The sequence below is a fragment of the uncultured Lacinutrix sp. genome, assembly GCF_947500325.1.
GTDB lineage: Bacteria > Bacteroidota > Bacteroidia > Flavobacteriales > Flavobacteriaceae > Lacinutrix.
In genome coordinates this window covers 1-20652 of record NZ_CANMRQ010000017.1, presented here as the reverse complement: position 1 = coordinate 20652, position 20652 = coordinate 1, and the positions used below count along the sequence as shown (strand labels likewise).

The window sequence follows — 20652 nt, the reverse complement described above, 5'->3', positions numbered from 1 at the left end:
TAATTTTGATTAATATTTACAATAGTATGTGTTCTTTTTACTAATTATGTTACCATATAGCATAAAGTATTTTAAAAACTCAACAGTATTATTTTCATAAAACTCTTAAAAAAAAACAAATCATACTAGAACCAATTCATAATCGCAAACAACCATTTCATTTTTGTACAAACTTAATTATAAAAAAAAGCTTCAGTATTAACTGAAGCTTTTCCTACTTAAAACTGAATAATTAAAATTATTCGACTACTAACTTTTTAATTGTTTCATTATCATTGTTTTTCAGCTTTACAAAATAAACTCCTGCCTCTAAATTAGAAACGTTTAATTGCAACTCTTGAGTTTGATTAGATAATACTTTATTAATGATTCTCTTACCTTGAATATCTATGACATCTATTGAAGTTTCTCCATTTACAATAGAGTTCAATTTAATAGTTACTATATCTTTTGCTGGATTAGGGTACAGTGAAAATGAATTGATATCAAAATCTGAAATAGATAGGTTATTTTCAATAAAATTAGTGACGAATGTATTAGTAATCACTGGTGCATTAAAATCGAAATAAATTTCTGCTGTATTCGGTATCATAGTACCAATAGCATAACCTGCTGTAGGTTTTATTTTAAAATGCACATAACCATTACTACCAAAGTCATCTTGAGATTGAGCTGGTAAATTAATATTATCGAAGGTCCATGTTAATTGGTTGTTATTTTGAGTCATAACTACATCATGCGTTGCTCTAATAAATTCTAAAGTACTTAAGTCTAATAGAGAACTAACTGTATTTTCTATGCGAACATTTATAGCCTCAGCTGTACCTACATTTTGAAATCTTATTGTGTAATATAAATACTCGTCTGTTGTTATAAAATCATCATATATAATATCTCTTCCATGAGATTCTGTAATATCATTAGGATCATAAGAACCAATAACTTCTTGCGTAATTACCGATACATTATTATCACTAACAATATCATTACTTGTTGTTGTATATGCTACAGAACTTGTAACAAATTCACCTAAGTTTACAGAAGGTGGCGTATAAAGACGAAACCACACTGTTCTTGTTTCTCCTGGTAATAAATTTGTAAAATCCACATTTGCTCCAGTAGCCGTAGGTGTTATTGTTAAACCTGAGTCTATTGGAGTAGCATCTACATAATTCACTAATGGATCATGAATAAAAGCAACCGTACCAGATGTTATTGTTGTAGCTCCAAGATTTTCTATAACTAAATCATTCCAGTAATTAAAACCTGGTCTAGGAGAACTAAAAGGAATTAAATAAACCGCTAAATCTTCACAAGGCATTGCTTCAATTATAGGGAAATCTATAGTAATTGTATTTCCTGTTGTCACCATTACATTTTCAAATAATGCGGTTGGAATAGTAAAACAGTTTTCGTAACCATCATTTGTAGCAAATGTTATATCATAGCTATTAGTTTCATCTTGATTGGTTATAACAAAACTTCCTGTATTAGAATTTACAGTATTAATGTTTCCATCATTATTAATTTCGTAAGTAAAAAAACCATTAGTAAATGCAGAATCATTTCCATTAAAAACACCATCGTTATTTTCATCTAAAAAAGCATTAACTTCTATAAAACCAAAATTACTGCCGCAGAATACATCAAAATCTATAGGATCATTTGTACAGCTTATAACAGAACCATCAGACTGAATATAGATTGTTACTGAATCTCCTGTAGTAGAAAATGTTAAACCAGATAGATCGCCAGCATTACCATATGGATTGTCTGCATTTAAATTTGTTACTCCATCACTATCTAAAACAATAAGTTCATCAAAATTATTTTCTGTCATTCCAGAATTAAAAACGATATATAAAGGTGAACCGTCATTACTCGTAAAATTATATTGTTGTGTATTGTTATTGGTATAACAAAATGATGTATTTAAAGGTTGATTTGCAGAACAGTCTACAATTACTGGACAATTTTCTGTTATTAGATTGAAACTTACAATAGCAAAACATGGTGAATTTGCTGTATCATATACTGTAGCGTATATTGTTTGTAAACCAACTATAGATGTATAACTTGTTGTATTTATTATCGGATTTTGATTTGTTAACGCACTAATTTCAGATTCATAAAATGTAATAGTTACATTAAGGTTTGTTGTAATTTCTGGAATAGTAGTCGTTAAATCAAAAACAGTGTTTCCATTACAACTGGTTAAATCTGAAGGGTTAGATGCTATAGGCGCAACACCTTCGTCTATAAATACAGTCCCATCATTCATACAACCTGTATTATTATTTATTACGGTAACTGAATAAGTACCGCCAATATTTACTAATATTGTTGATGTATCTTCTCCTGTATTCCATTGATAAGTGTAATTACCATTTCCTGTATTTGGATTTAATTCTATAGTTTCCCCATCACAAATTAATAAACCGCCATCAAAGTCTACTATGGGTAATTCATTAACGACCAGTGATAAATACGTCGTTACATTTTCTCCTGTAGCAGTTTCAGTAACTAACACATAAAGTATTTGCTGTTGAGATGTATTATTATACATTGTGGGATCTACAATTGCATTTACTTGATTGCTTGTTTCATAATAAGTAAAGGTATATTCTGTTGGGTTTAATCCATTTAAAATATCGGTCTCTGCACTTGTTAAATCAAAAGTTTCTACAAAATTCGGGTCTGTTTGACATGCATTTAATATTGCTTCATTTACAACAAAAGGGATGTACTCTGTAATTAACTCTAATTCAGTAAAAGATGTGCAATTTGGTAATAAATTATCTACTCTTACATAAACAGTTTGAGAATATGCTACAATATTATTGTATGGAGACACTAAAGGGTTTAATGCATTTTCCGCATCTGTTAGAGTCTCGTGGAATGAAACAATAAGACTTGAATTCCCAGCTGTTATCTCGTCTACTTTAGAATCTAAATTAAATGCTGCAATACCATCACCATCTAGATCTTGTTCATATAGAGGAGTTGGTTGAATAACAGGTGCACTTTGCTCAATAAACACATCAATTATTTCAACACAATTAATAGCATCCATAACAGCGAAAACATATGTTCCTGCTGTTAATGAAGTAAATACATTAGAAGCTTGGTAGGTAAGGCCTCCATCTGCACTAAATGTATATGGGGCAACACCTCCATTAACAATTAGAGTAACTTCACCTTCACTTAGACCGTAACAATCATCTATTATAGGATCTGCATATAGTGTTAAAGCCTCTGAAGCACCGTCTATAGTAACAGTAATACTTGCAGGCACACAACTAGAACCATCTATTGCTGTAAATGTATAAGTCCCAGCAGATAAATCACTAAATGTATTTGAGCTTTGAAAAACACCTCCATTTATATTGTATTGATAAGGTCCGCCATTTCCAAAAGCATTTAAAGTAACCGAACCCGAACCATTTGCAGCACAATCATTTATTACATTAGAACTATCAACCTCTAATATAATATCATGTACTATTAAATGTAATACAGTATTTGTATCTACATAACGACAACCTGTTGTTAAATCTTCTACTGCGTAATAAATAGTCTGATTAAATGGAATAGTATTGTTATATGCTTGAGTATTAGGTATAGCATTAGTCCCATTATATGCATCTACTTGTGTTTCATAATATGTAATTGATAAATTAGTATTACCGCTAGTAATTATATCTTCATTTTGAGTTAAATCAAATACACCAAAACCTTGTCCATCACCACAAATCTCAAGAGCATTTACTGTAGGCACAATATCTATTGTATTTACTATTAATTGAAATGATACCATATTAGAAATACAATTTCCAGTATTTGATTCTATTACAGCATATATAGTTTGGGGATTAGATATATTAGTGTAAGGATCTGCCAATGGGTTGACTTGTGACTCAGCATCAAATTGAGATATGTGATACGTCACCGCATAACTAACTGGATCTAATCCTCCAAGAATTTGTTGTGTGTTAACATCTAGAGTAAAATTAGCAATACCACCTAAGTCATCTTGGCAAACAACCAAATCTGTAGGTGTATTAGCTACTGGAGTATTTATTACTTCTACACTATCTTCTGCAAAAACTAAATTCCCATTAGAAATTAAATTAGCGCTATAATATATTAACTGTGGATTGGTTGTATTGGTATATGCATTAGGATTAGGAATAGCATTAGTTTGTGCTACAGCGTCTGCTTCTGTTAAATAATAATTTATTGGTCCAACATCATTTGGATCTACATTACAAAATGTACTCCATACTGTTAAATCAAAAGTAGCTATACCGTCAGAATTGAATTCACATTCTGTAATTGTGCTTAAACCACATGGAGCTGGTGGACCTTGAGCTTGTATAAAAAGTGAAACAATAAAAAAGAAAATAATAAGTAATTGTTTTTTCATAATAGTTTAGTTTTTATGATTGAAGATGATTATAATAGTTATGATTATAACAACCAAAAACAAATTTCTCCTACTTTCATATAAATAAAAATCATTATTTATTGATATGGTAATAATTGAATTAGCGTAAATTTGCTTATCTATAAATATAAGAATTTTATCCTGCAGTAATGTCTATTAAAAAGATAACTAGTACCAAAAACACTTTAATAAAAGAGATTATTTTGTTAAAAGAAAAATCTCGTGAACGTAAAAAAAATGGTCAATTTATTATAGAAGGTGAACGCGAAATTTTATTAGCCATAAAAGGGAGTTATAAAATAAAAACACTTTTATATTTTCCTGAACTATTTTCTTTTGAACGCTTAAATAATTTAATAAATAACGATACTGAAATTATAGAAATAACTAAAGATGTTTATACTAAAATTGCATATCGAGAAACAACTGAAGGTATAATTGCCATTACTAAAACTAAAGAGAATACAATTAACTCATTAAGCTTTAAAACTGAAACGCCTTTAATCTTAATTGCAGAAGCCCCAGAAAAACCAGGTAATATAGGTGCTATATTACGTACTGCTGATGCTGCCAATATTGATGCTGTTATTATTGCAAACCCAAAAACCGATTTATACAATCCTAACATTATACGATCTAGTGTTGGTTGTGTCTTTACAAATCAAATAGCAATAGGAAAAACTGAAGAGATCATTACTTTTTTAAAACAAAAAAGCATTAACATATATAGCGCTATTTTGCAGGAATCTAAGGCCTATCATGAACAGGATTACACTAAAGCCACTGCTATTATAGTAGGTACAGAAGCAACTGGGTTAAGCAACGAATGGCGTGAAGCTGCTAAACAAAATATTAAAATTCCTATGCAAGGCGCAATAGATTCTATGAATGTTTCTGTAGCTGCGGGTATTTTAATTTTTGAAGCTAAACGCCAACGTAATTTTCAATAATTCAAAAAGACCTAAACCTTTAAAAACGAAATGAACTCTACAACTTTATTCTATATTATAATAGCCATTATCATTATCAATTTTATTATTGATAAAATACTTGACGCATTAAATGCCAAACGATTTAATGATACTATACCTTTAGAATTAAATGATGTTTATGACACAACCGAATATCAAAAATCTCAAAATTATAAGAAGACTAACTATAAATTTGGATTACTTACCTCTACCTTTTCTATTGTTTTAACGTTAGTTTTTTTCTTTTTTGACGGGTTTGCCTATGTTGATCAATTAGTAAGACAACTATCTTCAAATTATATAATTATAACACTCTTATTCTTTGGAATTATAATGTTAGGTAGTGATATTTTAACCACACCCTTTTCTTATTATAAAACATTTGTAATTGAAGAGCAATTTGGTTTCAATAAAACAACGCGAAAAACATTTGTTTTTGATAAAATTAAAGGGCTAATAATGACAGTAATAATTGGAGGTAGCATTTTAGCTTTACTTACCTATTTTTATAAAATTGCTGGTGAAAAATTCTGGTTATATGCTTGGATTTTAATTACAGTATTTACTGTTTTTATGAATCTCTTTTATTCTCGTTTAATAGTTCCTATTTTTAATAAACAAAAACCTTTAGAAGAAGGAAGTCTTAGAAATAGCATTTCAAATTATGCCAAAACTGTAGGCTTTAATCTTGACAAGATTTTTATTATAGATGGTTCTAAACGTAGTACAAAAGCTAATGCTTACTTTTCAGGTTTTGGAAGTGAAAAACGTGTCACACTTTATGATACTTTAATAAATGATTTAGAAGAAGAAGAAATTGTTGCAGTATTAGCTCACGAAGTTGGGCACTATAAACGAAAACATATTATTTTCAATTTAATATCTTCTATACTTTTAACTGGTTTTACTTTATATATTTTGTCATTATTAATTAATAATCCTTTACTATCTGAAGCATTAGGAGTAGCTACACCAAGTTTTCATATTGGTTTAATAGCTTTTGGTATTTTATATTCTCCACTGTCTGAAATTACTGGTTTGATTATGAACTGGTTCTCTCGTAAATTTGAATACCAAGCTGATGATTATGCAAAAACAACTTATAAAGCAGAGCCAATGATTACTTCTCTAAAAAAACTATCAAAAAATAGTTTAAGTAATCTTACACCTCATCCTGCTTATGTATTTATGCATTACTCTCACCCTACGCTATTAGATCGTATAAGGAATATAAAAAAACAGTAAACTTTGCCTTTGAATAAATTTCTATTACCTTCGTTTACAGCTCATATATTATTTATTTAGCTGTAAAAAAATATGTCTAAAGAAATACCGCATATAGACTTCGAATCTGCCTATTCCAAAGTAGAAGGTATTGAAATTATTACATTAGAAAGTCTTATAAAAAGGACAAAAGACCTAGATCATAATCCAGAAAAAGCGCATCATCTTTCGTTTAATATTTTAATATACTATACGCATGGTAAAAGCAAACATTTAGTAGACTTTGTTTGGCATGATGTACAGAAAAACACTTTAATTCATTTATCTAAAGGGCAAGTACATGCTTTTAAATTCAATGAAGACATTAAAGGTTTTTTAATTATGTTTACTGAAGACTATTTAAAAAAACAACTTAATAAATTACCAAAAAGTGAAATTATAAGGCTTTTCAATTCTCACTTATTTTCACCTAGAATTCAAGTACCAGAAAATTCTAATGTCGAAAAATACATTAACTTATTTTCAGAAGAGTATTTTAATGAACATAATAGTTATAACAAACAAAAAATTTGCGATTCTCTCTACACTATTCTCTTTTCTAAATTGGAACAGTTAAAACAATACCAAACCTTTCACTTAAAAAATACCGAAAAATTAGAAACCTTTATCGCATTTAAAAGTTTAGTAGAAAAATATTACACAAGCAGTAGAAACGCAGATTTTTACGCTTCAAAATTAAATATTACCTACAAGCATTTAAATGTAATTTGCAAAACTATTGTAGATACTACTGCTAAAAGTTTTATTGATACATTTGTTATTCTTGAAGCAAAAAGATTACTAATAAACTCTTCTATTAAAAGTAATGAATTAGCTTTTAAAATGGGATTTAACGAGCCTACTAATTTTGTGAAATATTTCAAAAAACAAACAGGATTAACCCCTAATTCATTCAAAAAAGAATATCTATAAAAAAAATGGTTCGACATTAACCATTATTATCGTCTTTTTAACCTTTTCTACATTTTCATTTCAATATAATTTTGTGCCATCAAATAATAACAACGATGAAGCATACAGTATTAGTTGTTACAATGAGTATAATATTATGCTCATGTAAAACTGAAAAAAAAGAAACAATACAAACTATTAAAAAAGTAGAAAAAACTATGGCACTATCAAACAAAGACAAAGCAACTTTATTATTAACAAGTTTAGAAACTGGAGATCAAACACCAGTAAGTTATATTAACCCCGATAAATATATTCAACATAATCTTGCTGTAGCAGATGGTTTAGCTGGATTTGGAGCAGTAATACAAAATGCGCCAGAAGGTGGATTTAAAGCTAATGTAGTAAGGTCTTTTCAAGATGGAAATTACACATTCTCTCATACTATTTATGATTTTTTTGGTCCAAAAATTGGATTTGATGTCTTCCGTTTTGAAAATGGAAAAATTGTTGAACATTGGGATAATTTAATTGAGATTAAACCTGTAAACCCTAGTGGGCATACTCAAATTGACGGACCTAATAAATCTACAGACTTAGATAAAACAGAAATAAATAAAACATTAGTAGCAAATTTTGTAAATGACATTTTGGTAAATGGAAAAATGGAAAAACTTACTGGCTATTTTGATGGTGATAATTACACACAACACAATCCTGATATTGCGGATGGATTATCTGGTTTAGGAAAAGCACTAGAAGGAATGGCTAAACAAGGTATTTCTATGGTATATACAAAAGTACATAAAGTGTTAGGAGAAGGTAATTTTGTATTAATAATTAGTGAAGGTACTTTTGCAAACCAACCAACATCATATTATGATCTATTTAGAGTTGAAAATGGAAAAATTGCAGAACACTGGGATGTTGTGGAAACAATTATGCCTGAAGCTGATAGAAAAAATACAAATGGAAAATTTAGTTTCCAAAACTAGAATATAAGTATAAAAACCAACTAACTCCATCATTTAATTAATAGCTATAGCGGTTTAACGTCTTATTTAAGCCGCTATTTTTATTAAGAAAATTATAAAGCAACTACTCTACCAAAAAATCAAAGTACTGATTGCGATAAGGTTCTCCTCTTAAAGTAAAATGCCACCATTCTTTAGGATAGTTTCTAAAACCATTACTAAGCATTACTTTTTGTAATAGCGCCCTATTTTTTTGCTGTATTGTATTCAATTTTTTATTTTCTACCCATGATTCACTTCCAAAAAAATCATATGGAGATCCCATATCTAATTCTTCCCCTGTGTCTAAATTTACAATAGTAATATCTAAAGTACTGCCACTACTGTGTCTAGATTTAGAAGCAATATAACCCGATTTAAATAAGTTTTTCTTCTCAACTCTAGGATAGTATTGTTTTTTCATCAATGTATCATTCACAATTTTTGCCCAACGCACAAAATGGTCTACAGCACGTTGTGGTCTATAAGAATCATATATTTTTACAGATAAATTCTGCTTAGCTAATGCTGCTTGAACTTTCTTTAATGCAACCGCAGCTTCTTTCGTTAAAATAGCTTTATTTTCTATATAACCATCTATAACCTCACCTACAAAGTTATCATCTGTACAGTATCTCAATTCTGTTTGAATTGTAGGTATTACATCTTTTACGTACACAAACCCATCTGGTAATTGCGCAAAAGAAATAAAAGAACATAATATTAGTAAAAAGCTTAAAACTGGTCTCATAAAACAAATTTTATATGCTAATTTAGAGAAATAATTAGTTACCTATGCTTTTTCCTCCTGAAGAAATAAAACTTAATATAAAAGAAGGTGATATTTCGTACTATCCAAAAGTCTTTAATGAAACAGAAGCCTTTAAATATTTTAATACTATTTTAAAAGAAACTAATTGGAATCAAGACAATATTACTGTTTACGGCAAAACATATCCTCAACCTAGACTCACAGCCTTGTTTGCAAATAACCAGAAACCATATAGTTACTCTAATATTACCATGTATCCTGAGTCTTTTTCTAAAACATTATTAAAAATTAAGCATAGAATTGAAACTATCGCACATGAAGAATTTACTACATGCTTAGCTAATTTATATAGACATGGTTTAGACAGTAATGGCTGGCACTCAGATAATGAGAAAGAATTGGGTAGAAATCCAATAATAGCTTCAGTTAGCTTTGGAGAGGAAAGAACTTTTAGTTTAAAACATAAAAATAACAAGAATTTAAAACATAAATTGGTTTTAGAACATGGTAGTTTGCTTATAATGAAAGGTGAAACACAAAATAATTGGCTACATCAAATAGCAAAAACAAAACGAAAAATCAAACCTAGAATCAACTTAACATTTAGGATAATTAAGTAATAGAAACAAAAAAGCCAAGGTCCCTCAACCTTGGCTTTTCGTTATTTGCAATTTGTATGTTTTAGGTTAGATTTAGGGTTACTATATCAACTAAAGCGGTGCAAATATTAATTAATTAATCCATTGAACTAAAAGTATGTAATTTTAGTACTCTCCAAATGTATGGTAGTTTTTTGTTTTTGGACGTTTAAATACCTTAAATTTCGACAAAATGCACTTAATTTTAACATTTAAAGATGAAATATCACATTTTATCGATGAAATACAGCTTCTGTTAACAATAAAAAGTCATTTTTCATTCAATATATAAGTGTAAATTTGCGTTAAGTAGATAATTAATGGCATTCATTTTGCTTTAATCTTGTAAAACTTCATAAATATGAAACTAAATTTCATTGCTCTTTTTCTTTTTGTAGGTAGCATACTTTTTGCGCAAGAACAAAATTATAATAAGCAAGATATTGCTATAAATAAACTAATAGATGGTACACTCCTTACACCTAATATAGATAAAAAACCAAATTTAGTAATCATTATTGCAGGATCTGGTCCCACGGATAGAGATGGTAATCAAAATTTTTTAATGAGTAATACTCTTAAAAAATTAGCTATTGGTTTAACGCAAAAAAACATTGCCACTTTTAGATATGACAAACGTATTGTAAAACAAATAAGAAAAAATAAAGTAGATAAAGACATCATGTTCGATAACTTTGTTGAAGATGCTGTTGCAGTGATAAACTATTTTAAAACTCAGGATAAGTATCATAAGATATATGTAGCTGGCCACAGTCAAGGTAGTTTAGTGGGTATTTTAGCTTCTAAAAATAAAGCAGATGGCTTCATCTCATTAGCTGGTGCAGGCCAATCTATAGATCAAGTTATTACAGAACAAGTTGAAAAAACAGCACCAATGTTTTTAGAGGATACTAAACGTATTTTTAAAATTTTAGCTAAAGGCAAAACAACAAACGATTTTCCTCCAGCATTAGCCTCTATATTTAATAAAGAGGTACAGCCATTTATAGGTAATTGGATGTCTTACAATCCTAAAGAGGAGTTAAAAAAATTAGATATGCCTATTTTAATTATAAATGGAACTAAAGATTTACAAGTAAGTGAAAACGAAGCCAAACTTTTAAAAGAAGCAGCTCCAAAAGCAACTATAAAAATAATTAAAAACATGAATCATGTTTTAGTACCAATTGAAGGTGGTGATCTTGAAAATTCTAAATCTTATAATGAAAGCTCAAGGAAGTTGTCTCCAGAATTATTAGAATCAATAACTAGTTTTGTAAAATAAACAAGTAAAACATATTATAATAGAAAAAGCATTCCAAAAAAGGAATGCTTTTTCATACTAACCAACCAAAAATATGTAATTAATACTCGTAATTTAAAGTAACCACACTCTAAAATAGTTATCGTAATTAATTACATTATAACACTTTACAATTAGCATGCCAAAATTATTTTTGAGTCTTTTAAATACATATATTAAGAAATATTTAGCATTGTAATAGAAAAAGCATTCCAAAAAGGAATGCTTTTTCATACTAACCAACCAAAAATATGATAAATAACAACTCTTAATTTAAAGTAACCACACTCTAAAATAGTCCTAGTAGTTATTCACGTTAATTATAATTCAAATTACGTGCCAAACTAATTTTAATTATATAAAACTAGGAAACATTATAAATGAGAAAAAGCAGTCCAAAAGGAATGCTTTTTCTAACTAACCAACCAAAAATATGATAAATAACTACTCTTATTTAAAGTAACCACACTCTAAAATAGTCGTTGTAGTTATCCACGTTAGATATATTTCAATTAGTATGCCAAAGTTTATTTCCGCTTCTTTTTTATCCTGTTTTAATTCTGTATTTTGCAGTGATAAAAACACTAACTAATGGATACTACACCTTTATTTACTAACGACACAATAGTTTTCGGTTTCCTAATGCTTGCATTAGGATTCATATTTTATACAGAATCATTAGAAAAAGGGTTCTGGCCTAAATTTTATAAGATTGTTCCAGGATTGTTTATGGCTTATATGATTCCTGCTCTATTCACAACATTAGGGCTTATTGCTCCTGAATGGGAATCTATTAAAGAAAGTGGAGAAATAGTTACTGGTAAATCAAATCTATATTATGTTTCGAGTAGATATTTATTACCTGCTGCATTAGTTTTAATGACATTAAGCATAGATTTAAAAGCTGTATTTAATTTAGGGTGGAAAGCTTTAGTTATGTTTTTTACTGGAACTATTGGTATCGTTATTGGTGGTCCAATTGCAATATTATTAATATCTATTTTTTCTCCTGAAACTGTTGGTGGTGCTGGACCAGATGCCGTATGGCGTGGCCTATCTACATTAGCAGGTAGTTGGATTGGTGGTGGAGCAAACCAAACGGCAATGCTAGAAATATACGGTTATAATCAAACAAGATATGGGGCAATGGTATTTGTAGATATAGTAGTTGCAAATGTATGGATGGCACTTTTATTAATAGGTATTGGTAAAAGAAACAAAATAAATAAATGGCTTAAAGCAGATACTTCATCTATTGAAGATTTAAAAAACAAAGTATCTACTTTTTCTGAAAAAGTAAAACGTAATCCATCATTAACAGACATGATGATTATAGCTGCTATAGCATTTGGAACTGTGAGTATTGCTCATCTATCTGCAGATTTCTTAGCGCCATTTTTTGATGATGTTGTTTCTAATATAAAATCTCCAACTACAAAAAACATATTCACTTTCTTAGGTTCTAAGTTTTTCTGGATGATTAGTATTGCTACAATTATTGCAATATTATTATCCTTTACAAAAGCTAAAAATTACGAAGGCGCTGGCGCTAGTAAGTTTGGAAGTGTATTTATATACATTTTAGTTGCTTCTATTGGTATGAAAATGGATTTAACACTTATTTTCGACAATGTAGGTTTAATTGCTGTTGGTGTCGTTTGGATGACAATTCACGCTGTTTTACTAATCTTTGTTGCAAAAATAATTAAAGCTCCTTATTTCTTTTTAGCTGTAGGAAGTCAAGCTAATGTTGGAGGCGCTGCATCTGCTCCTATTGTTGCCTCTGCATTTCACCCATCTTTAGCTACAGTTGGTGTTTTATTAGCTGTTTTTGGTTATGCAGTAGGAACCATTGCAGCAATAGGCTGTACTATTTTAATGGAATTAGCTTCGGCTAGTTAGTATATAAACAATTTTTATAAGATATTTGCGCTCTCAAAATCTAACACTACAAATGCAAAAAATATTAGCACTATTATGTTTATCTCTTTTCTTTTCTTGTGGAAATGAAACTACAGATAAGCTTATTGTAAAAGGAAACATTAAAGGTTTAAAAAAAGGAACCGTTTATTTAAAGAAAGCTCAAGACACTATATTAATAACTGTTGATTCTTTAGTAATTAATGGTAGTTCAAGTTTTGAACTACAAAGTGATATTAAAGAACCTGAAGTCTACTTTTTAGATTTAGATAAAAATGATAATGAAGATAGTCGTATTTCATTTTTTGCAAGTAAAGGCATAACAGAAATTAATACAACTTTAAAAAACTTTGTCTATGATGCAAGTATAAAAGGGTGTAAGCAGCAAGACGTTTTAAATACCTATCGCAATATGATTACTAAGTTTAATAATAAAAACTTAGAGCTTATTAAAGAGAACCTAGAAGCCTATAAAGCAAATGACTCCTCATTAATTAGTTTATCTGAAAAAAAGCATAGAAGTTTAGAAAAACGAAAGTATTTATACACAGTTAACTATGCTGTTACTAATAAAGATAATGAAGTAGCTCCATATTTAGCTTTAACTGAATTATATGATGCTAACATTAAACTATTAGATACAGTTAATAATTCTTTGACTCCATCTATTAAAACATCTATATACGGAAAAGAATTACAAGCATTTATAGATAAAATAAAAGCTAATAAACAATAAGTATTAATAAATATTATTAAAATAAAAAGCACCTGAAGGGTTTAGTCCGTTCAGGTGTTTTTTATTTGTTCTATTAACAATAAAACAAGAAACACTCTAAAAAGAAAAAAGCTTCTCAAATTGAGAAGCTTTTTAGAGCCGATGGAGGGACTCGAACCCACGACCTGCTGATTACAAATCAGCTGCTCTAGCCAGCTGAGCTACATCGGCAAAACGAGTGCAAATATAATTTTGAAAACTATATTTACAAACTTTTTTCTTAAATAATTATAATTTATTTATTCTTTCAATTAATTCGCGACCCTTAGTCTCTAATTCTGAATTGATTGCCTTAAAATGTGATTTCTTGTTTTCTACCTTTCTATCATTAACTTTTGCTATTAAATCATCAAAAACTTGAATTGCATCATCAATAATTGCTTCACTTTTCTTTGTGTCTTTACTTGAGTTTGTATATTCCCAAACGTAAACTGCTTCAATAATATCACCTAAAACATAATTAATGTCTTTTTTTAGGTCTCTTTTATTTGCCATAATATAAAATTTATTTAGCTGCAAAATTAAACATAAACTTCTAATAGTTTAGCTTTTTTTGCTGTAATTTCAAATGATTTGATTGCTGATGGAATTAATAGTGTTTCTCCTTTATTTATAGTTTCAGAAAAATCTTTTGTATTAATTGTAACCGTTCCATCAACACATATATATATAATAAAGGAATCAAATGTATTTTCTTTTAAAATACTTTCTGCTTCAACTGGTATATAATTAGTTGTAAAATAGGGACAACTTACCATTTCATTACTATTATTTACTTTTTTTAAATAGTCTATTCTAAAGTTGTCTTTCATATTAAAATCAATAGCATCTATAGCCAAATCATTATGTAACTCTCTTTTATTACCTTGACTATCTACTCTATCCCAATCATAAACTCTATAAGTAACATCACTTGTTTGTTGAATTTCTGCCAACATTACTCCAGCTCCAATAGCATGAACACGACCAACTTCAATAAAATAAGTATCACCTTCAGTTACACTATCAAAATTTAGAATCTCTGTTAACGTTTTAGCTTCTAAGTGCTTTAAATACTCTTTTGAATCTAACTTTTGATTAAATCCAACAATTAATTTAGCATCATCATCGGCCTGCATAACATACCACATTTCCGTTTTACCAAAAGAATTATGGCGTTTTGCCGCTAATTCATCATTAGGATGCAATTGTATTGATAAATCTTTTTTTGCGTCTATAAATTTGATTAATAATGGAAACTTGTCTTGGAATACTTTAAAATTTTTATCGCCTATTAAATCGCCTTTAAATGCCTTTAATAGTTGTTTTAATGATTGCCCTTTTAATTTACCATTAATAACAATAGATGCATCTCCATCAACATCACTTATTTCCCAACTCTCTCCTACGTTATTTTGATCTATAGATTTATTTAAAACAGATTTTAATTTATTTCCTCCCCAAATTTTTTCTTTTAATATAGGTTGAAATTTTAATGGATATAGTAGATTAGACATAATATTAACCAGAATAGCTTACAAAGTTACGAGGTGTTTCATACAAAGTAACCTCTAATTCTAAATGTTCGCCCAACCTAACTTTTATTTTATTATAAATAACAACAACGATATTTTCAGCGGTGGGATTTAAATCTTTAAATTCTGGAACGTCTAAATTAAGATTTTTATGATCAAAGACATCTTCAACTTCTGTTTTAATAATGTCCTTAAGTATTTTTATATCTATTACATAGCCAGTCTCTTGATCAATCTTACCTGTTACACTAGCTATTAATTCGTAATTATGACCATGATAATTGGGGTTATTACATTTACCAAATATTTCATTGTTTTTTTCATCACTCCAATCTTTACGGTAAAGCCTGTGTGCTGCATTAAAATGTGCACGTCTACTAACTGTTACTTTCATTAGTAATGTTTATATATTGATAAAATTTATCAAAAATGATCTTAAACCAAGCTGTATATAAATTGGGTTGCTTTTTAATATCAATTTTAATAGCTTCTAAAGGCATCCATTTCCAATTTTCAACCTCTTCTTTATTAATTACTGGATCCTCATTATAATAACCAACCATAATATGATCAAGCTCATGCTCAGTAAGACCATTATCAAATGGTGCTTTATAGATAAAAGACGTTTTCTCTTCTAAAGCGGTAGCAAATCCCATTTCCTCACCTAACCGTCGCGAACCAGCTTCTAAATTACTCTCTCCATCTCTTTGGTGACTACAACATGTATTAGTCCATAAACCAGGAGAATGATATTTGCTTAAAGCGCGTTGTTGTAACATTAATTCATTTTTATCATTAAAAATGAATACAGAAAAAGCACGATGCAAAATAGCCTTTTCATGAGCTTCCATTTTAGGCATTAAACCTATTTGTTCATCTTTTTCGTTTACTAAAATTACTTGTTCTTCTACCATTATTTTTATTGAGGAAAAACAAATTTACAAAATAGACACTACAACATCTTATTTTTAAGTTTATTTTATAAAGTCTTAAAAACTAAAAAGTAGGCTATATAGCCTACTTTTTAGTTTTTATTCAAGTAATTTTTAGTTCTTAGTAACTATAAACATACTTCGTCTGTTTTCTTGATGTTTTCGTTTACTACATTTAACACCATTAGAGCAACCATTAACTAATTGCGATTCTCCATAACCTCGTCCAGAAATACGACTTGAGGAAATATTTCCTTTTTCAATAATCCAATTTTTAGTAGAAGTATTTCTTCTTTGTGATAAGGCTTCATTATAAGCATCATTACCTCTTGAATCTGTGTGAGATTGTACATCTATATTTACAGAAGGATACTCTTTTAAATAATTAATTACTTTTTGTAATTCAATTTGAGCATCTGCTCTAATAAATGATTTATCAAAATCAAAATAAATAGGATTTAAGTCCAATAACTTAAATAAATCTGTACCAACAGCTGCTGGTTGTGTATCTGCCTTAGGTGTTAAATTTAGTTTTAATGCTAAATCTAATTTTACTTTTGGATCTATTTTATATGTTATTTCTTCTTCTTCATAGCCTTCTTTACTAGCTACAGCTTTAAATGTTCCTTTTTTACAATCTGTATTATAACTAAATGCTCCATTTTGATCTGCTGTAAAACGATATACCTTCTCTTTACTAGAGTTATATATAATTACATTTGCATTAGGTATAACAATATTTGTGTTTTTATCTACAACAGTACCTGCTACTAATTGATTACATGGCTCACGTTCAAACTTATAGATATCGTCATCTCCTTTACCATTGTATCGATTAGATGTTAAATAACCTGAGTTTTTAAATTCATCAATAATAAATTCAAAATCGTCACGGGAGCTATTTATTGGTTTACCCAGGTTTTGAACTTTTTGATTTTCTGCATCTATATCTGCATAGAAAACATCTAAACCTCCTAAACCAGGATGGCCATCTGAAGAGAAATATAATGTTCCATTATTACTTACATATGGAAAGTTTTCACGTCCTTCAGTATTTACAACATCTCCAAGGTTTCTAGGTTCTCCATAACCACCTTCATCTAAAATATCTACAACATATATATCAGACTTACCATATGTTCCTGGCATGTCTGATGCAAAATACAATTTTTTATTATCTAAACTTAAAGCTGGATGCGCTACATTATACTCATCATTATTAAATGGCATTGGCTCAACTTCTCCCCATTCTCCATCATTATCCATTGTAACTTTAAAGATTTTTAATCCATTAACTCTATCGCTACTCTTTCTAGTTTTACCTTTAAAATAATTATTACGTGTAAAATACATAGTCATTCCATCATTAGTAATAGATGTTGATGATTCATGATATTTAGTATTAATTACATCTGGAAGTCTTATAGGCGAATCTGAATAATCTTGTACATAAAACAAATCTAAAAACGGTTGTTCATTCCATTTATATAACTTTCCTTCTCCTCTAGAAGAAGCGAATATAATTCCGCTTTGATAAAATGATGTTCCAAAATCTGAAAACTTAGAATTTAAATCTAAATTTTCTATTTGAAAATCACCAGATAACTTATCTATAGTTGTTAAATAATCAGGAGATTCTATAAACTTTTTAGATCTCGAATCTTCTGGTTTTAGAACAGAAAACTTTTTTAAGTACTTATTAGCAGCTTCATATTTTCCAGTTGCTTTTAAAGCCATTGCATATCTATAATAGTTTTCAAAATCTATTGTAGCATCTTGAGCTAAAAGTTCTCCATACCATTTAGCAGCTTCTTCCATTTCTACATTAAAATAATAAGCATTGGCCAACTTAGCTAATACTTCAGGACTAGTATTTCCTTTTTTAACAATTTTAGAAAGATCCCTAATAGATTCTTTGTATTTTAAATTATTATAATCTTTATCAATAGCGACATTAACTTTACCATCTTCTTGCGCAAAACTTGTATTAAAGCATACTGCAAAAAGAGTTAGTAATATATATATAGTTTTTTTCATGATTAATTGGTTCTAAATATTAGAAGAATCTTGGTGATAATATTTTTTGATTTTCGAATAATTCGAAACGTAAAAACACTTCAAAAGATCCTTGTTCAAATTGAGTTTTCCCTAAATCTGTTGTTTCTCTATCGTATGCTAAACCTAGCATTAATTTATCTGTTAATTGATATCCAACTAAAGCACTAACAGCTGCGCTCCATCTATAAGCTAAACCAAGTGTTAGCTTTTCTTTCAACAATGCATTTACTGTTAAATCTGCTTGAAGTGGAGCTCCTTGTACTCCCTTAAACAATATTGCTGGTTTTAGTTTTAAATCTGAATTAACATCAAATACATAACCACCTATAAGGTATAGGTTAATACGCTCTTTAGCTACAGACAATGCTGCTTCATCAAAATGTTTCGTTTCTAATAAATTAGGAGCAGATAAACCAACATACCATCTATCTCCCTTGCGGTAATATACTCCAGCTCCAACATTAGGAGAGAATTTATTCTTTATGTCTGATTGTAATAATTGATCGCCACCGTTATATTGACTTAATTCTGAATAGGCCACATCTAATAAATGTCCTCCAGCCTTAACTCCAAATGACAATCGCCCTTCTTCTGAAGTATTAACTGTATAAGAAAAATCAAGATCAAAATAGGTTTCATGTGTAGGTCCTATATTATCATTGATAATAGACAAACCTAAACCTATATTTCTATTCTCACCAACTGGAGAATGTATATTGAACGTTTGAGTGTCAGGAGCGCCATCTAGACCAACCCATTGAGTCCTATATAATCCACCTATACTAATAACATCTCTTGAACCTGCGTAAGCAGGATTAACACTCATAGTATTATACATATACTGCGTGTATTGAGCGTCCTGCTGGGCAGTACTTTCTAAAGCAAAGATAGAACTGACAAGGATAACTAAAATTAATATTCTATTTTTCATTATAAAAGGTAAAATTTATTTTGGAGGCAGAACAATTCTGCCTCCTTATTTATTTAATTAACGTTGAATGTATAAATAACCTGCTCTAGATTTATCTTCTGTACCATTATTATAGTTAAGTATATAGAAGTAAGTTCCTACTGGTAATTGCTCTCCTACTTTTATAGTAACTCTACCATTAGATTCTCCTTTAAAGTAGTTATCATTTTGACCATAACCTTTAGTTTCATAAACTAAAACTCCCCATCTGTTATATATCTCAACAGTATTATCAGGATATAGTTCTATGTTTCTAATTACAAACACATCATTATCATTATCCCCATTTGGAGTTACGGCATTGTATACTTCTATATCATCTTCAGAAGGTGATACATTCTGAGTTTCAAGATAATCTGGTAATCCATCACCATCACTATCAATAGCATCATCTCCAAACCCAATACCATCTCCATTAGGATCTGGGCCTTCATTAATAGTCAAGATTCCGTCTCCATCATCGTCTACATCTAAATAATCTGGTATACCGTCTCCATCTGAATCATTATCAGTTGGGTCATCATTACCCGTTGGGTCTACATCTCCATCCTCAATATCAACATCATCATAATCTTCATTAATTGTATCAATACCATCATTATCATCATCTGGATCTAACCAGTTAGGCATACCATCTCCATCTGTATCTCCTAATGGAAATTCAACCCCATTTGGAACATTATCCATATCACAATCTCCATTAAAGAATTCTGTTGATTGTGGTAAAGTCACATTATCAATTATAAATTCACAATTATTAAATGGATCTGTACCATCTGAAATCTCATCACCATTAGTTACACCATCTCCATCACAATCTGAAGATAAAAATGGATCCGATTGAGTTTCTGTTACGCTTCCATCATTAAAATCACATGGATCATTAGGATTAGTCCCTTCAGAAATTTCTGTACAATCTAAAACTCCATCTCCATCAGTATCATCAGTATTAAGACCTACTGGATCACATGAATCATTTGGATCTGATGTTCCTGTTGGTACTGCTGTTGTACTTGGATCATCGATTCCTGTTGTTTCTTCACAATCTGTTAAGCCATCTCCATCTGTATCTGTTGTATTGATACCGATTGGATCACATGGATCATTTGGATCTGATGTTGGTCCTCCTGGGAATGTTGTTGGATCAAGTGTCGTACTTGGATC

General features: G+C 29.5%; 17 protein-coding genes and 1 tRNA gene. 8 read left to right on the top strand and 10 right to left on the bottom strand.

Annotated elements, in window-relative coordinates:
• Nucleotides 1–238: 238 nt before the first annotated feature.
• Nucleotides 239–4426 (bottom strand): T9SS type A sorting domain-containing protein, encoded by a 4188-nt coding sequence (locus Q0997_RS16005; RefSeq protein ID WP_299890602.1) that lies wholly within the window; start codon nucleotides 4424–4426, stop codon nucleotides 239–241.
• Nucleotides 4427–4596: 170 nt separating this feature from the next.
• Here Q0997_RS16005 and Q0997_RS16000 point away from each other — a divergent pair, with 170 nt between their 5' ends.
• The 4 genes from Q0997_RS16000 (at nucleotide 4597) to Q0997_RS15985 (ending at nucleotide 8588) form a co-directional block, all read left to right on the top strand.
• A complete protein-coding gene (locus Q0997_RS16000; RefSeq protein ID WP_299890600.1) occupies nucleotides 4597–5397 on the top strand; it encodes an RNA methyltransferase in 801 nt (266 codons plus the stop codon).
• A 30-nt stretch (nucleotides 5398–5427) separates the two neighbouring features.
• Nucleotides 5428–6663, top strand: a complete 1236-nt coding sequence (locus Q0997_RS15995) for a M48 family metallopeptidase (protein ID WP_299890598.1) — start codon at nucleotides 5428–5430, stop codon at nucleotides 6661–6663.
• 72 nt (nucleotides 6664–6735) lie between these two features.
• The gene (locus Q0997_RS15990; RefSeq protein ID WP_299890596.1) at nucleotides 6736–7614 is read left to right on the top strand and encodes a helix-turn-helix domain-containing protein; all 879 of its coding nucleotides are present in this window, start codon (nucleotides 6736–6738) and stop codon (nucleotides 7612–7614) included.
• Nucleotides 7615–7709: 95 nt separating this feature from the next.
• On the top strand, nucleotides 7710–8588 hold the full coding sequence (locus Q0997_RS15985) for a nuclear transport factor 2 family protein (protein WP_299890594.1): 879 nt from the start codon (nucleotides 7710–7712) through the stop codon (nucleotides 8586–8588).
• Between the two features lie 103 nt (nucleotides 8589–8691).
• Here the strand turns inward: Q0997_RS15985 and Q0997_RS15980 are convergent, their stop codons facing one another.
• Nucleotides 8692–9357: a M15 family metallopeptidase gene (locus Q0997_RS15980; protein ID WP_299890593.1), complete on the bottom strand. Its 666-nt coding sequence runs from the start codon at nucleotides 9355–9357 to the stop codon at nucleotides 8692–8694.
• A 44-nt stretch (nucleotides 9358–9401) separates the two neighbouring features.
• Between Q0997_RS15980 and Q0997_RS15975 the strand changes: the two genes are divergently transcribed.
• The 4 genes from Q0997_RS15975 (at nucleotide 9402) to Q0997_RS15960 (ending at nucleotide 13975) form a co-directional block, all read left to right on the top strand.
• The gene (locus Q0997_RS15975; protein WP_299890591.1) at nucleotides 9402–9998 is read left to right on the top strand and encodes an alpha-ketoglutarate-dependent dioxygenase AlkB; all 597 of its coding nucleotides are present in this window, start codon (nucleotides 9402–9404) and stop codon (nucleotides 9996–9998) included.
• Nucleotides 9999–10377: 379 nt separating this feature from the next.
• Nucleotides 10378–11301 carry an alpha/beta hydrolase gene (locus Q0997_RS15970; protein ID WP_299890589.1) on the top strand — a complete coding sequence of 308 codons (924 nt, stop codon included), beginning with the start codon at nucleotides 10378–10380 and terminating at the stop codon, nucleotides 11299–11301.
• Nucleotides 11302–11910: 609 nt separating this feature from the next.
• Nucleotides 11911–13221, top strand: a complete 1311-nt coding sequence (locus tag Q0997_RS15965; RefSeq protein ID WP_299890588.1) for a DUF819 family protein — start codon at nucleotides 11911–11913, stop codon at nucleotides 13219–13221.
• 52 nt (nucleotides 13222–13273) lie between these two features.
• Entirely contained in the window at nucleotides 13274–13975 is a 702-nt protein-coding gene (locus Q0997_RS15960; protein ID WP_299890586.1) for a DUF4369 domain-containing protein, read from the top strand.
• 136 nt (nucleotides 13976–14111) lie between these two features.
• Here Q0997_RS15960 and Q0997_RS15955 read toward each other — a convergent pair.
• From Q0997_RS15955 to Q0997_RS15920, 8 genes are all read right to left on the bottom strand, one after another.
• A tRNA-Thr gene (locus Q0997_RS15955) sits at nucleotides 14112–14185 on the bottom strand.
• A 57-nt stretch (nucleotides 14186–14242) separates the two neighbouring features.
• Nucleotides 14243–14509, bottom strand: a complete 267-nt coding sequence (locus tag Q0997_RS15950; RefSeq protein ID WP_299890584.1) for a hypothetical protein — start codon at nucleotides 14507–14509, stop codon at nucleotides 14243–14245.
• Nucleotides 14510–14535: 26 nt separating this feature from the next.
• Nucleotides 14536–15510, bottom strand: coding sequence for a type I phosphomannose isomerase catalytic subunit (locus Q0997_RS15945; protein ID WP_299890582.1), 975 nt, complete (start codon nucleotides 15508–15510; stop codon nucleotides 14536–14538).
• Between the two features lie 4 nt (nucleotides 15511–15514).
• Nucleotides 15515–15922 carry a 6-carboxytetrahydropterin synthase gene (locus Q0997_RS15940; RefSeq protein WP_299890580.1) on the bottom strand — a complete coding sequence of 136 codons (408 nt, stop codon included), beginning with the start codon at nucleotides 15920–15922 and terminating at the stop codon, nucleotides 15515–15517.
• Nucleotides 15906–16442 (bottom strand): isopentenyl-diphosphate Delta-isomerase, encoded by a 537-nt coding sequence (gene idi / locus Q0997_RS15935; protein ID WP_299890578.1) that lies wholly within the window; start codon nucleotides 16440–16442, stop codon nucleotides 15906–15908. Before idi ends, Q0997_RS15940 begins: the two co-directional genes overlap by 17 nt.
• A gap of 132 nt (nucleotides 16443–16574) precedes the next feature.
• On the bottom strand, nucleotides 16575–18497 hold the full coding sequence (locus Q0997_RS15930) for an OmpA family protein (RefSeq protein ID WP_299890577.1): 1923 nt from the start codon (nucleotides 18495–18497) through the stop codon (nucleotides 16575–16577).
• 19 nt (nucleotides 18498–18516) lie between these two features.
• A complete protein-coding gene (locus Q0997_RS15925; protein WP_299890575.1) occupies nucleotides 18517–19449 on the bottom strand; it encodes a type IX secretion system membrane protein PorP/SprF in 933 nt (310 codons plus the stop codon).
• A gap of 57 nt (nucleotides 19450–19506) precedes the next feature.
• On the bottom strand, nucleotides 19507–20652 hold a 1146-nt coding region (locus Q0997_RS15920; protein WP_299890573.1), incomplete at its 5' end, for a gliding motility-associated C-terminal domain-containing protein.

Coding starts and splice junctions, on each gene's coding strand:
- Q0997_RS16005 (WP_299890602.1), bottom strand. CDS start 4,426: ATGAAAAAACAATTACTTATTATTTTCTTTTTTATTGTTTCACTTTTT.
- Q0997_RS16000 (WP_299890600.1), top strand. CDS start 4,597: ATGTCTATTAAAAAGATAACTAGTACCAAAAACACTTTAATAAAAGAG.
- Q0997_RS15995 (WP_299890598.1), top strand. CDS start 5,428: ATGAACTCTACAACTTTATTCTATATTATAATAGCCATTATCATTATC.
- Q0997_RS15990 (WP_299890596.1), top strand. CDS start 6,736: ATGTCTAAAGAAATACCGCATATAGACTTCGAATCTGCCTATTCCAAA.
- Q0997_RS15985 (WP_299890594.1), top strand. CDS start 7,710: ATGAAGCATACAGTATTAGTTGTTACAATGAGTATAATATTATGCTCA.
- Q0997_RS15980 (WP_299890593.1), bottom strand. CDS start 9,357: ATGAGACCAGTTTTAAGCTTTTTACTAATATTATGTTCTTTTATTTCT.
- Q0997_RS15975 (WP_299890591.1), top strand. CDS start 9,402: ATGCTTTTTCCTCCTGAAGAAATAAAACTTAATATAAAAGAAGGTGAT.
- Q0997_RS15970 (WP_299890589.1), top strand. CDS start 10,378: ATGAAACTAAATTTCATTGCTCTTTTTCTTTTTGTAGGTAGCATACTT.
- Q0997_RS15965 (WP_299890588.1), top strand. CDS start 11,911: ATGGATACTACACCTTTATTTACTAACGACACAATAGTTTTCGGTTTC.
- Q0997_RS15960 (WP_299890586.1), top strand. CDS start 13,274: ATGCAAAAAATATTAGCACTATTATGTTTATCTCTTTTCTTTTCTTGT.
- Q0997_RS15950 (WP_299890584.1), bottom strand. CDS start 14,509: ATGGCAAATAAAAGAGACCTAAAAAAAGACATTAATTATGTTTTAGGT.
- Q0997_RS15945 (WP_299890582.1), bottom strand. CDS start 15,510: ATGTCTAATCTACTATATCCATTAAAATTTCAACCTATATTAAAAGAA.
- Q0997_RS15940 (WP_299890580.1), bottom strand. CDS start 15,922: ATGAAAGTAACAGTTAGTAGACGTGCACATTTTAATGCAGCACACAGG.
- idi (WP_299890578.1), bottom strand. CDS start 16,442: ATGGTAGAAGAACAAGTAATTTTAGTAAACGAAAAAGATGAACAAATA.
- Q0997_RS15930 (WP_299890577.1), bottom strand. CDS start 18,497: ATGAAAAAAACTATATATATATTACTAACTCTTTTTGCAGTATGCTTT.
- Q0997_RS15925 (WP_299890575.1), bottom strand. CDS start 19,449: ATGAAAAATAGAATATTAATTTTAGTTATCCTTGTCAGTTCTATCTTT.